This is a genomic window from Thalassobacter sp., from assembly GCF_982993085.1.
The window spans coordinates 1-13,597 of record NZ_CEZFMW010000100.1 but is presented as its reverse complement, the minus strand read 5'-3'; the positions used below and the strand labels follow the sequence as shown (position 1 = coordinate 13,597).

The window sequence follows — 13,597 nt, the reverse complement described above, 5'->3', positions numbered from 1 at the left end:
CGCGCTTGGCAGAGATCAACCGCTTTGACGGCAAACGCTATTTCGACGTTAAGGCTAATGCCGTCACAGGCGTCTTGATCTATGACCTGACACCCTTAGGCTCGGATGGCGCCCCGCTAGAGGATGGCGCCGCACCGCTGGGCCTGGGCGCACAGCTAACACCCGAGCAAGTCGCAGCAGGCGCGCCATACAATCTGCAACTCGTGACCCGTGCCACGGGGATCGGCGCCTTGCTGGGGCTGTCGAGGGACAGCGTCGAGTACCACAACATCACAGAGCTGCGCGGCACTGCAAATCTGGACCAGATCGGTCGCGATGTTGCGGATGGTAAGCTGCAAGTGACCTATGTTCCCCTCACAGCGAATGAGCGGATCGCAACCCTCAACGAATGGCTCGACACGAACCCTTTCCCCGCGACAGTCGCATGGGAATGGACTGGCGACCAAGAGGACCAAGCCGAAAGCCAAGCCTTCCTCAGCCAAGCCTTTATCGGTGCGTTGGGGCTGATGTTCATCATCCTGCTGGCGCAGTTCAACTCAGTCTACAATGCTGTTTTGGTCCTTTTGGCAGTGGTCTTGTCTACGGCGGGTGTCTTGTGGGGCATGCTCATCTTGGGGCAAACTTTCTCGATCATCATGACCGGCACCGGGATCGTCGCATTGGCGGGGATCGTGGTGAACAATAATATTGTGCTCATCGACACCTACCAAGAATACGCGCGCTACATGCCCCGGATTGAGGCGATTACCCGCACGGCTGAAGCACGCATTCGCCCCGTCCTGCTGACAACGCTCACCACGATGGCCGGCCTCGCGCCGATGATGTTCGGATTGTCATTCGACTTTATCGGCGGGGGCTATTCGCTACAAAGCCCGACGGCCCTGTGGTGGATCCAGCTTGCTACCGCAGTGGTGTTCGGCCTTGGCATCGCGACCGTCCTGACGTTGATCTTTACCCCGTCAATGCTGGCGATCCGATATTGGGCAACGCACTACGTGCTTGCTCTTGCGCGCCTGTTGGGACGGTTGAGCCTTGGACGCAGCTCACAAGCGGCTGAGGATTTCGCCCTACGCCGTGCGGCCCGTCGCCGGGGCCTGCCCGAGATGATCTGGACAGAGGACGCCCCGACTGAGCCGCCACAGGAACCAGAGGCCGAGACCGTGAAAGAGGATTCTCCCGAAACGCTCCCTGAGCCGGAACCGGAAGCGGACCCAACGGCCGAGGGTTCATCTGATGGCCCAAAACCACCCTCCCCGCTTCGCGCTGCTGAATAAAGACACAAAGGCCCCCAAGAGTTCACCTCTTGGGGGCCTTTTCAACAAGATCAAGCATCCGGGTCGCTAGGCGCGCGACCCGTTACCCGATGTCAGCCCAAAGCGTCGTTACACCGACCACAGACGCCCGTGTGCGCGTGGGTGCCAACGTCTGGCAAGATTTTCCAACACCGCTGGCATTTCTCGCCTTCTGCCTTGGCAAAGGTCACCGAAACGCCCGGCACATCATCCAATGTGAATGCGCCCTCACCCGCCTCTGCGACCGAGATCGCCGAGGTGATGCAGATGTCATCAAAGTCAACCGTGTCCAGCACAGCTTTGGTCGCCGCGTCGACGTGCACACTGGGGGCCGCCTCTAGGCTCGCACCGATGGTCTTCTCCCGGCGCTCAATCTCAAGCGCGCCGGTGACGACCCGGCGGACCGCGCGGATGGTGGACCACTTGGCGGCCAACGCTTCATTGCGCCATGCGGCGGGTGTCTCGGGGATATCCTCTAGGTGGACCGAAGCCCCCTCACCGGGGTTCCGTTCTAGCCAGACTTCTTCCATCGTAAAGACAAGCACAGGGGCCAGCCACGTGGTCAGACGGTGGAACAAAATATCCAACACTGTCCGCGCCGCCCGGCGCCGCGCCGTATCGCCGTCGCAATACAACGCGTCTTTGCGTACGTCGAAATAGAAAGCCGACAACTCAACCGTGCAGAATTGGAACACTGCGTTCCAGACGCCGGGGAAGTCATAGGCGTCATAGCCTGCGCGCACCTGCTCATCCAACTCTGACAAGCGATGCAGGACCCATTGTTCCAGTTCCGGCATGTCTGCTGGGTCCACACGGTCCGCGTCGGAGAAGTCCGAAAGCGCCCCCAAGAGGAACCGCATCGTGTTGCGCAAACGCCGGTAGCTATCGGCCACACCCTTAAGGATTTCGTCCCCGATGCGCAGATCCACGGTGTAGTCGGCTTGCGCCACCCACAGTCGCAGAATGTCAGCACCGTATTGCTTGACCACTTTCTCGGGCGCGACCGTGTTGCCCACGGACTTGGACATCTTGTTGCCCTTGGCGTCCAGCGTAAAGCCGTGGGTCAGCACCCCGCGATAGGGCGCGCGCCCCCGTGTGCCACAGGCCTGTAGCATCGAAGAATGGAACCAACCGCGGTGCTGATCGGTCCCCTCTAGATACAAGTCCGCCAAGCCATCATCCGAGCCGTCTGCACGGTCCCGCAGGGTAAAGGCATGGGTCGAACCGGAATCGAACCACACATCAAGAATGTCCATTACTTGATTGTATTCATTAGGATCCACGATCCCCGCAAGGAAACGTTCCTTGGCCCCATCCTTGTACCACGCATCCGCGCCCTCGGCCTCGAACGCGGCATTGATACGGGCGTTGACCTCAGCATTGCGCAGCAAAAAGTCGGGATCATCATGCGCGGCACCTACTTTGGTAAAGCAAGTCAACGGCACACCCCATGCACGTTGACGGGACAGAACCCAATCGGGACGCGCCTCGATCATGGAATGCAACCGATTGCGCCCGGTTTGCGGGGTCCACGTCACCAGTTGGTCAATGGACGTCAGCGCGCGTTCGCGGATGGTTTTGCCGTAGTCATCCATGCCATCGTTCAGCGGCACATCGATTGCCGCAAACCATTGCGGACGGTTCAACCGGATCACCGGCGCCTTGGAACGCCACGAATGCGCATCCTTTAGCGTGATCCGGCGCGAGGCGAGGATGCCCCCAACTTCAATCAGTTTAGCGATGACCGCCTTGTTCGCACCACCGGGTTTGCCGTTGGGACGGATCACTTGCTCACCCGCGAAAAACGGCAGATCAGCCCGGAAAGAGCTATCATCAAGGATGTTGTAGGTCATCGGCAACTTGTGCGTCACGCCAATGGCATAGTCGTCGTCACCGTGGCTGGGCGCAGTGTGGACAAAGCCCGTACCGGCGTCATCCGTAACGTGATCACCCGCCAGAAGCGGCACGTCAAAGTCCCATTCGCCCGACGCGCCTTCTGCGCCGCGCAAGGGGTGGGCACAGGTGATCTTGGACAGCTCATCCGCCGGCACATCGCGCAGACGGCGGTACATATCAGGGGTCAGACGGGCAGCCGCCAGTGCCTCTTCGGCCAGATCATCGGCCAACAAATAGCGCGTGCCCACGGTGGCCCAGCATTCCTCGGGCCGGCCAGTCACCTCATACAAACCATACGAGATGCGCGACCCAAAACAGATGGCTCGGTTTTGCGGGATGGTCCACGGTGTGGTCGTCCAGATCACGACCTTGCACGGCGCGCCCAGATCGGCACCACCGGCGACCACCTCAAACGGCACCCAGATCGCCTCGGACTGACGCTCATGGTACTCGACCTCAGCCTCGGCCAGTGCGGTTTTCTCAACAGGCGACCACATCACCGGCTTGGACCCTTGATAGAGCGAGCCGTTCATAACGAAGGTCTGGAATTCTTCTGCAATCACACGCTCGGCGTGAAAATCCATCGTCAGGTAAGGTTGATCCCAATTGCCCGTGATGCCCAGACGCTTGAATTCCTCACGCTGGATATCAACCCAACCGCGCGCAAAATCCCGACATTCTTTACGGAATTCAATGACATCCACGGCGTCCTTATCACGGCCCTTCTGGCGGTACTTTTCCTCGATCTTCCATTCGATTGGCAGACCGTGGCAATCCCAGCCGGGGATATAGCGCGCATCGCGGCCCTGCATCTGCTGCGAGCGGACCACCATATCCTTGAGGATTTTGTTCAGCGCGTGACCGATGTGGAGGTTGCCGTTGGCATAGGGTGGGCCATCGTGCAGCGTAAAGGGCGTGCGGCCCGGACGCTGGCGCAATTGGCCATATACATCAAGCGCTTGCCAGCGTGCCAGCCACTCGGGCTCACGCTTGGGCAGGCCCGCGCGCATCGGAAAATCCGTTTTCGGCAGGTTCAGCGTGTCTTTGTAGTCAAGGGGTGTGTCGGGGGTCTCGGCGGTCATCGCGCGTCATCCTAAATGTCATCAAGGGGTTTTGGGGTGCGGCGGCGCGAAGTCTCATACGCCTTTGCCCGGCGGCTCAAAGTTCAGAGCGCCGGGGATATAATTCGAAAAATAATCAAGCGACCCAACATGGGGGTCCTTATAGGCACCCATCCACGACCCGACAACCCAAGAACACCGCAGGCGCGGTCTGTTGGAACCAAGCCCCTCAGCCCCCAGCTTTGTTGCCAAACAGGCCAGTTAACGCCCGCCCCACGACCCCCGAAACCGAAGGTCGGGTCTGCGCCACAAAGGGCAGCGGGCGGCACACCTCAATCGCGGCCACACCCACGCGCGCGGTCAACGCCCCGTTCACGATGCCTTCGCCAAAGCGGCGCGACACCTTGGACAACAGCCCGCCCCCCGCAACCGAACTGATCAGATCATCGCCCACCGCCACAGCCCCCGTCGCCACAAGATGCGTCAGCACCGAGCGTGTCAGCCGCCAATTGCCCAACACGCCCCCGCGACCGCCGTAAATCTCGGCGATGCGGCGGATCATTCGAAGGTTCGCGGCAAGTGCTGCAACCACGTCTGCCAATGCAAGCGGGACCAAGGCCGTCACAGTCGCGACTTGGCGCGCGGCGGCCTCAACCTCACGTGTGGCGCGGACATCCAGCGGGGCCAGCAACGTAGCCTCAGCCAGCGCAAGTTGCGCGTCAGCATCGAAAACGTCGGCACTTGCTTGTGCAAAACGGTCCTGCCCCCATCGCATATCCGCACGCCCACTATAAAGCGCCGTCAGCCGCGCCGTCAGCGCGCGCGCACTGGCAAGGTCGGTCACTTCTGCGGCAGCCGCCTTGATCCCGTCGATCCGTTTAAGCCGTGCGAGTGTGGCGAACTCCCGCAACGCAATTGCTACCAGAACCGCAACAAATGCCCCGCCCAGCCCCATAGCGATCCAACCCAGCAAGGGGTTCGCTGTCAGTAGATCCGTCACGAACCCCCAAGCCGCAACAGATATCACAAACGTCAAAAGCGATATCAGCAACCCCCAAAACAGCCGCGCCAGCACCGAGGGTCGCCGCACCGCCAATGCCGCCACGCTTTGCATGGCGCGCCCATCGGGCGCAGTTTCGGGCACAGGTGGCGCGTCCGCTGGGTGATTATGGCTGTCTGCAAACGCGTCGGTGTGGCCCTCTGTATCGAGGTCAAAGAAGACAGGACCGGATTTGCGGTCTTTGGGGTTGGACATCGCGATCTCCTTACCGCAACCGATCCGCGAGCAAGAACTCTGCGGCGCGGTCCATGCGGATGTGTGGGGGGCCAGCACCCAGCCGCAGACTGTTCGGCGCAGGCTGAAACCGCATGATGTTATATTCTGCATCCAGCCACGCCTGCGCACCGCTGCGCGCAGGGTTCAACAACTGGTCCGGGTTGGTCGGCAATAGTCCGGGGTAAAGCGCGGCCTCTTTACCCGTATCCAGCAATCGGCCCCGCACAACGCCCAATTCACGCCCCTCATGGGTGCGCATCTCTTCGGAGGTGGTGCGCAGAGCCGCGATGGACATCGCATGGGTTTTGGCACCGGAGAAATCGACCCGGGTGCGAGCCTCTTGTACGAGAGCCGAGGTTAGCGCCGTCAATTGCGCATGTTGTGTATGATGAAGATGGTCTGCCTTGGTTGCCGCAAAAAGCACCTTATCCACGCGTCGCCCCATCAACAACCGGGTCAAAAATGCAGTGCGCCCGGGTTTGAACGCGCCCAGCAGATCGGCCATGGCGACGCGCAATTCATCCACTGCGCGCGGGCCAGAATGCAGCGCCCCCAAAACGTCGATCAAAATGATCTGACGATCCAAACGCGCAAAGTGATCGCGAAAGAACGGCTGCACAACGCGCGCCCTGTACGCGTCATACCGACGGGCCATTTCGCGCCCCAACGAGCCGCGTGTCATTGCGGGCGCATCCAAGGGAACGAACGTCAGAGCAGGCGAGCCCGCAAGATCACCGGGAAGAAGAAAGCGGCCCGGTGTGCAGTCTTGGGCCCCTTGTGCGCGCGCCGCATGCAGGGCGGCGGTGTAGGTTTGTGCCAGCTTTTGCGCCGTGGGCTCAGAATGTGAGGCGGCACTATCGACCCCGCGCAGCGCCGCAAGCGTATCCGTCGCGCCCCACGCCGCCAGCCGTTCCATCGTGCGGCGCGACCACGCCGCATAATCCAGATCTAGCAGGGCCAAATCCAACACCCATTCACCGGGATAATCCACGATATCTAAATGCACCGTGCGCGGCCCTTGCAACCCGCCTAGCAGACCACCGGGACGCACTTTGATCGACAAACGCAGCTCAGACACGCTGCGCGTGCCTTCGGGCCAATGCGGCGTGGCCCCGGTGAGGGCGGCAAGATGCGCCTCATAGTCAAAACGCGCGACAGTGTCGTTTGGTTGCGGCTGAAGAAACGCGGCTTCAATCTTGGAACTCAGCCCGGGCATGCGCCCCCTCTCCATCAGATTGGAGACAAGTGACGTGATAAACACAGTTTTTCCCGCGCGGCTAAGCCCCGTGACACCGAGGCGGATCGTCGGTTCAAAGAGCGCGCCGGAAACCGTGTCAGACAGCCCTTCAACGCCGCGCAACAGCGCGTCCGCCACTCGATCCACTACCATAACAGCCCTTTCTTTGGCCCCTTTGGAACATAAGCATGGGGGGTAGGTTTTGTGTAGGGTCTTGTCGCGCGGAGTTTCGCAGGCTAGGCCCACGCCATGCCCAGATATGCGATGATAGTGGAATATGACGGCGGCCCCTTTGCAGGGTGGCAGCGCCAAGATGGCCCCGCCAGTGTGCAACAAACGCTGGAGGAAGCGCTGCGGCGACTTGATCCCGATGTGCCCTCTATTGCGGCAGCGGGGCGCACCGATGCGGGCGTTCATTCGACAGGTCAGGTGGCACACGCTGATATGAGCCGCCAGTGGGACCCATTTCGCCTGCGCGAAGCATTGAATTATCACCTCAAGCCCGCGCCTATCGCGATCACCGCACTTGAACCGGTGGCCGATGATTGGCACGCCAGATTTTCGGCACGAGAGCGGCGGTATCTGTTTCGTCTGATCGCGCGCCGTGCACCTGTGACATTCGACCGAGGGCGCGTATGGCAGGTACCAGGCCCACTTTCACTCGAACCGATGCAGGCCGCCGGCCGAATGCTAGAGGGATTGCACGATTTCACGACCTTTCGCGCATCGATTTGCCAAGCGAAATCGCCGGTCAAAACACTTGATGAGGTAGTTGTGAGCGAGCACCCCTACCCCGGCGGACGCGAGTTTCAATTTCGCTTTCGGGCACGGTCGTTTTTGCACAATCAGGTGCGTTCCATGGTCGGGACATTGGAACGCGTGGGCGCCGGCGCGTGGGAGCCTGAGGACGTGGCCGAAGTATTGGCAAGCGCCGACCGCAGCAGGTGCGGGCCGGTGTCACCACCGCAAGGTCTGAGCCTTGTTGGGGTCGGTTATGACGAGGACCCCTTCGCCGACTGACATGTTGTGCGACGCGGGCTAAGCGCGCATCGGTTTGCACGGTTTCTTGAGTTTTTTCGGAACAAAGGAGGCGGCGTTGGCCATTGGGCCGCGCGTTCTGCGGGTTTCTATGCATTTTAGGCAGATATAACAGTGAATTGAGCCACGGTTTTTCATTGCAGCGCAAAATCGTGCGTGATGATATCAGCTCAAAGCGTGGCGTTTGTGTCACCTTGAGGAAAGCTGCGCAATTGGTTAGATAGGCTTACCAATTAGGACTAAGGGGCGAGAAATGGCTGTTATTACGACTGTGGACGATCTTAAGCGTATTTATAAGCGTCGCGTTCCAAAGATGTTTTATGACTACGCCGAAAGCGGCAGTTGGACCGAGCAGACGTTTCGCGAGAATACCACAGATTTTGACCAGATCCGCCTGCGTCAGCGCGTAGCGATGGACATGACAGGCCGCACGACCAAGACGCAAATGCTAGGCGAAGACGTGGCAATGCCTGTCGCCCTAGCCCCGGTGGGTTTAACTGGGATGCAAAGTGCCGATGGTGAGATCAAAGCCGCCCGTGCCGCCGAGAAGTTTGGCGTGCCATTCACGCTCTCGACCATGTCCATCTGTTCCATTGAGGACGTCGCAGAGAATACGACCAAACCGTTCTGGTTTCAGGTGTATACCCTGAAAGACGACGATTTTATGCAGCGCTTGATGGATCGGGCGAAGGCTGCGAACTGTTCGGCCCTTGTGATCACCGTGGATTTGCAGATGCTTGGCCAGCGGCACAAGGATTTGAAAAACGGCCTGTCCGCTCCGCCCAAACTGACCGTGCGCAGTGTGGCTGACATGATGACCAAGTGGAGCTGGGGCCTTGGGATGCTGGGCACCAAGCGCCGGTTTTTCGGCAATATCGTGGGGCATGCAAAGGGCGTGACGGATCCATCCAGCCTATCGTCATGGACGGCGCAAGCGTTTGATCAAGCGTTGGATTGGGACCGGATCGCGCAGTTGCGCAAGATGTGGGGCGGCAAGATTATCGTCAAAGGCATCTTGGACGTAGAGGACGCGCGCAAGGCCGTAAATGTGGGGGCAGATGCAATCATCGTGTCCAACCATGGCGGGCGTCAGTTGGACGGTGCCTTGTCGTCCATCCGCGTCTTGCCAGACATCGTCGATGCCGTCGGCGAGCAGATTGAGGTCCATATGGACAGTGGCATCCGCTCGGGCCAAGACGTGCTCAAGGCTATGGCGATGGGCGCAAAGGGCACCTACGTGGGCCGTGCTTTTGTCTACGGTTTGGGGGCCGCTGGTGAGGCAGGCGTGACAAAGGCCTTGGATGTTATCCACAAGGAATTGGACACCACAATGGGCCTGTGCGGCGTGACAGATGTGAACGCATTGAGCCGATCCAACCTGTTGATCCCCGCAGACTTCCGCGGGCGCTGGGAAGCCTGATCCCCATATTTGGGCTATGAAAGGGCGCGCTGTGGCGTGCCCTTTGGTTTTTGGGGTGTTTTCCACAGGCTTGGGCGGTATTAGCCTTGTAAAATGGGGCAAGGGCGTCTAACGCGTGCGGCTCATGGGCTTGCACCCTGGAGGAAGCCCTTAACTTAAAGGAGATTCGATATGGCCGGAGAGATTCCTGATCTTATCGCACACGAACGCACGGGGACAGGCAAGGGAGCCGCCCGTCAAGCACGTCGCGACGGCATGGTGCCGGGCGTGGTTTACGGTGGTGGCACTGATCCATTGGCGATCAACATCCCGTTCAACGAGCTGCTGAAAAAGCTGAAGGCAGGCCGTTTCCTGTCGACGCTTTGGAACCTGAAGGTCGAAGGCCAAGAGGACGTGCGCGTCATCTGCCGCGGCGTCCAGCGTCACGTTGTCAAAGACCTGCCCACACACGTCGACCTGATGCGTCTGCGTCGCACGTCGAAAATCGCACTGTTCATTCCAGTTGAGTTCATCAACGAAGACAAAGCCCCCGGCATCAAGCGCGGCGGCGTTTTGACTGTTGTGCGCCCTGAGGTCGAACTGACTGTGACTGCCGGTGACATCCCCGAAAAGATCGTTGTTGATCTGGAAGGTGCTGATGTTGGCGACACACTGACAATTTCCGGTGTGGACCTGCCCGCAGGCGCAACACCTACGATCGACCGTGATTTTGTGATTGCAAACATCTCGGCACCTTCGGGGCTGCGGTCGGCTGATAACGAAGCTGACGACGAAGATGCTTCGGATGAGGCTGCTGCTGAAGCGTAAGCGCTTTTTGCAGTGAAATTTGAAAGCGCGTGAGGTTATCCTCGCGCGCTTTTTCTTTGGGTGCGCGCTTGGTAGAGTGCGGGAGCGAGGGCCAGCCCTCGCGCACCCGGAGTATTTCTGGAACAAAGGATTGGTGAGCGATGCGTCTGTTTGTTGGGTTGGGCAATCCGGGGTCGAAGTATGCGCACAATCGGCACAATATCGGCTTTATGGCGCTGGATCGGATTGCGAGCGATCATGGTTTTGCGCCATGGCGGAGCAAGTTTCAGGGCAGCGTGAGCGAGGGACGGCTTGGGTCTGAGAAGGTCGTTCTGTTAAAGCCTGAGACGTTTATGAACCTGTCCGGGCAATCCGTTGGAGCCGCGATGCGGTTCTATAAGTTAGAGTCCAGTGATGTGACGGTGTTCCATGACGAGCTGGATCTTGCGCCTGGCAAAGTTCGGGTCAAGGTTGGCGGCGGACATGCCGGACACAATGGGTTGCGATCGATCCACCAGCATATTGGGCCTGAGTATGAGCGTGTGCGCATGGGGATTGGCCATCCGGGGCACAAGGACCGTGTCTCGGGCTATGTCTTGTCCGACTTTGCCAAGGCGGAAACTGACTGGTTGGATGATGTTTTGCGGGGGTGTTCGGACGGTGCCGCGGCATTAGCGGGTGGCGATCCTGCGCGGTTCTCGAATGCGGTGGCTATGCGTGTAGCACCGCCGCGGCCCTCAACCGGTTCTAAGCCGAAACCGGTGAGCAATAAGCCGGCCCCTGCGCAGGAAAAGGCCGAGGCAGATAGCCCAAGTGCCTCTCCCTTGCAGCGGCTGATGGACCGGTTCAAGTGACACCTCTGAACGCCGCATTTGCCGCACAGGCGGCGCATTGCAGCGCTTTGGGCTCGCCTTTCATGGGCCGGCTCATGACGATACTCAGTGAGAAATTGAGGCCAGATACGTCGCCCATGATTGCCACGCTTTATGCTTGGTCCGGTGATGTGGGACCTGCCGGGGCCTCCCTCCCGCTTCGGCTGGCGGGTGGGCTGCATGCCCTTATTTTGCGCGGGGTCGCACCGGAGCTTGAAGCGGTCTACCCGCCCCACGAGGTTGCGGATAGCACGCTTTGGGCAGCAGTTTTTGCAACCCTTCAGGGCCATGATGCGTGGCTAACGGACTGGGTGCAATCTGCACCACAAACCAATGAAATCCGACGCGCAGCCGTTGTAAGAGCTGCGGGCCAATGGGCAAGCGCACGTTTTGGCCTGCCCTTGCATCTGTTGGAATTGGGCGCGAGCGCGGGTTTGAACCTGCACTGGGACGCTTATGGTTTGGAGGCGCAAAATATACGCTTTGGACCACTAGATGCCCCGGTTGAGCTGGCCCCTGATTGGCGCGGTGCGCTGCCCCCAAGTGTTGAGCCAACCGTTGCGGCACGAAGGGGTGTTGACCTTGCGCCGCCCAAGTTACGCGAGGCTGACGATCGGTTGCGGCTGTTGGCTTATCTCTGGCCAGACCAGCCGGAACGGCTAAGCCGCACACGCGCGGCAATGGCCTTGCCCCCTGCCCGCGTGGACACGGGCGACGCCGCGGATTGGATCGAAGCGCAATTACAACAACCCGCACCTATGGCGACGCGACTGATTTTCCACACCATTGCTTGGCAGTATTTTCCTGCACCTATTCAGCACCGAGCGCGCGTTGCGATTGAAGCTGCGGGCGATAAGGCCACGACTGACGCTCCGCTCCTTTGGTTCGCAATGGAGGCGGATAATTCGGACGCACCGGGCGCCTGCCTGACGCTGCGCTGCTGGCCTGGGAATGAGACATATATCGCTGGACGAGCGTGTTTTCACGGCCGTTGGGTGGACTGGGCGCTACCGTCGCCTACCTGAGATCAAAAAGGAAAAACCATGGTTAATCAAACCGATCCCTTTCCCTCGACCAACGTCTTAGGGGAGACATTGCAGGCCTGCTCGCTGGACCCTGTGACCGGGTTCTATCGTAACGGGTGTTGCGACACGTCACTGCTGGACCGAGGCAGCCATACGGTTTGCGCCGTGATGACGGACGCCTTTCTGGCCTATTCGAAGTACCTTGGAAATGACCTGAGCACGCCACGCCCAGAATTCAACTTTCCCGGTCTAAAGGCGGGTGACCAATGGTGTTTGTGCGCCACGCGGTTCATGCAGGCCCATGATGAAGGTGTCGCCCCGCACGTAAAATTAGAAAGCACGCACCTCGCCGCGACCGAGATCGTGCCGCTCGAAATCCTCGAACAATACTCGATTATCTAATTTTCACGGATTGAAGCGTCGGTTGACGACTATTGCGGGGTCCATCACTTACCTGATGGGCCCCGCATTTCGTTTTGAGCAAAGCGCTTAGGCGCCGTTGTTCATTTCCATGCCTAGGGCGGCAGCTACAGTAAAGATGTCCTTGTCGCCGCGGCCACACATGTTCATCACCAGCAGGTGGTCTTTGGGCAGGGTCGGCGCGATCTTGAGGACATGCGCCAGCGCATGAGAGGGCTCAAGCGCGGGGATGATCCCCTCTTGGGCACAGCAGACTTGGAACGCATCCAGCGCCTCAACATCCGTGATTGAAACGTATTGCGCGCGCCCAATGTCGTGCAGCCATGCGTGCTCAGGCCCGATCCCCGGATAATCCAGACCCGCAGAAATCGAGAAGCCTTCGAGGATTTGGCCATCGTCGTCTTGCAGCAGGTAGGTCCGATTGCCGTGCAAAACGCCGGGCCGCCCGCCAGTGAGAGAGGCGCAATGCTCCATCTTTTCGTTCACACCCTTGCCACCGGCCTCAACCCCGATGATCGCGACGTCTTTGTCGTCAAGGAATGGGTAAAACAGGCCCATCGCGTTCGATCCACCGCCAATAGCCGCGATGATCGTATCGGGCAGACGCCCCTCGGCTTGCATGATCTGCTCGCGGGTTTCTTGGCCGATAATAGCCTGAAAATCGCGCACCATTGCCGGGTACGGATGCGGCCCTGCGACGGTGCCGATGCAATAGAATGTGTCGGCCACGTTGGTCACCCAGTCGCGCAAAGCGTCGTTCATAGCATCCTTAAGCGTACCACGCCCCGAGGTCACAGGGATGACTTCTGCACCCAATAGCCGCATGCGGAACACGTTTGGCGCCTGACGTTCCACGTCGTGCGCGCCCATGTAAACAACGCATTTCAGGCCGAACTTCGCACACACAGTCGCAGTCGCCACGCCGTGCTGGCCCGCGCCTGTTTCGGCGATGATACGTGTTTTGCCCATGCGACGGGCCAGAATGATCTGCCCCAAGACGTTGTTGATCTTGTGCGCACCGGTGTGGTTCAGCTCATCCCGCTTGAGGTAAATCTTGGCGCCACCCAGCATCTCGGTCAGCCGTTCTGCGTGATATAGCGGGCTAGGCCGACCCACGTAATGGGTCCACAGGTGATGCATCTCGGCCCAAAAACTGTCGTCCGTTTTGGCGTGCTCATACTGAGCTTCCAGCTCAAGGATCAGCGGCATCAACGTCTCGGATACGAAACGCCCCCCAAAGTCGCCAAAGCGACCATTTTCATCAGGTCCGGTGA

At 59.6% G+C, this 13,597-nt stretch carries 11 protein-coding genes; 7 read left to right on the top strand and 4 right to left on the bottom strand.

Translation table 11 applies throughout. The features are described from left to right. Nucleotides 1-1,274 (top strand): efflux RND transporter permease subunit (locus AC4GMC_RS14005; RefSeq protein ID WP_490391465.1); only part of this gene is annotated, 1,274 nt, incomplete at its 5' end. Nucleotides 1,275-1,366: 92 nt separating this feature from the next. Here the strand turns inward: AC4GMC_RS14005 and ileS are convergent. The 3 genes from ileS to AC4GMC_RS13990 all read right to left on the bottom strand — a co-directional run bounded on the left by ileS (nt 1,367) and on the right by AC4GMC_RS13990 (nt 6,915). Continuing rightward, entirely contained in the window at nt 1,367-4,270 is a 2,904-nt protein-coding gene (ileS, locus tag AC4GMC_RS14000) for an isoleucine--tRNA ligase (protein WP_487877205.1), read from the bottom strand. A gap of 208 nt (nt 4,271-4,478) precedes the next feature. Further along, nucleotides 4,479-5,504 carry a YcjF family protein gene (locus tag AC4GMC_RS13995; RefSeq protein WP_487877206.1) on the bottom strand — a complete coding sequence of 342 codons (1,026 nt, stop codon included), beginning with the start codon at nt 5,502-5,504 and terminating at the stop codon, nt 4,479-4,481. Between the two features lie 10 nt (nt 5,505-5,514). Beyond that, nucleotides 5,515-6,915 (bottom strand): YcjX family GTP-binding protein, encoded by a 1,401-nt coding sequence (locus AC4GMC_RS13990; RefSeq protein ID WP_487877207.1) that lies wholly within the window; start codon nt 6,913-6,915, stop codon nt 5,515-5,517. A 96-nt stretch (nt 6,916-7,011) separates the two neighbouring features. On the opposite strand from AC4GMC_RS13990, the gene truA reads away from it, so the two are divergent. The 6 genes from truA (at nt 7,012) to AC4GMC_RS13960 (ending at nt 12,305) form a co-directional block, all read left to right on the top strand. After that, a complete protein-coding gene (gene truA, locus AC4GMC_RS13985) occupies nt 7,012-7,782 on the top strand; it encodes a tRNA pseudouridine(38-40) synthase TruA (RefSeq protein ID WP_487877208.1) in 771 nt (256 codons plus the stop codon). 271 nt (nt 7,783-8,053) lie between these two features. Then, on the top strand, nt 8,054-9,220 hold the full coding sequence (locus AC4GMC_RS13980) for an alpha-hydroxy acid oxidase (protein WP_487877209.1): 1,167 nt from the start codon (nt 8,054-8,056) through the stop codon (nt 9,218-9,220). Between the two features lie 171 nt (nt 9,221-9,391). Continuing rightward, on the top strand, nt 9,392-10,027 hold the full coding sequence (locus AC4GMC_RS13975; RefSeq protein WP_487880355.1) for a 50S ribosomal protein L25/general stress protein Ctc: 636 nt from the start codon (nt 9,392-9,394) through the stop codon (nt 10,025-10,027). A 140-nt stretch (nt 10,028-10,167) separates the two neighbouring features. Next, on the top strand, nt 10,168-10,860 hold the full coding sequence (gene pth / locus AC4GMC_RS13970; RefSeq protein WP_487878998.1) for an aminoacyl-tRNA hydrolase: 693 nt from the start codon (nt 10,168-10,170) through the stop codon (nt 10,858-10,860). Continuing rightward, nucleotides 10,857-11,903 (top strand): DUF2332 domain-containing protein, encoded by a 1,047-nt coding sequence (locus AC4GMC_RS13965; RefSeq protein ID WP_487878030.1) that lies wholly within the window; start codon nt 10,857-10,859, stop codon nt 11,901-11,903. The genes pth and AC4GMC_RS13965 overlap by 4 nt, the downstream gene beginning before the upstream one ends. Nucleotides 11,904-11,921: 18 nt before the next feature. Beyond that, on the top strand, nt 11,922-12,305 hold the full coding sequence (locus AC4GMC_RS13960) for a DUF2237 family protein (protein ID WP_487878031.1): 384 nt from the start codon (nt 11,922-11,924) through the stop codon (nt 12,303-12,305). Between the two features lie 87 nt (nt 12,306-12,392). Here the strand turns inward: AC4GMC_RS13960 and trpB are convergent. Beyond that, a partial coding sequence (gene trpB, locus AC4GMC_RS13955; protein ID WP_487880354.1) for a tryptophan synthase subunit beta occupies nt 12,393-13,597 on the bottom strand: 1,205 nt, incomplete at its 5' end.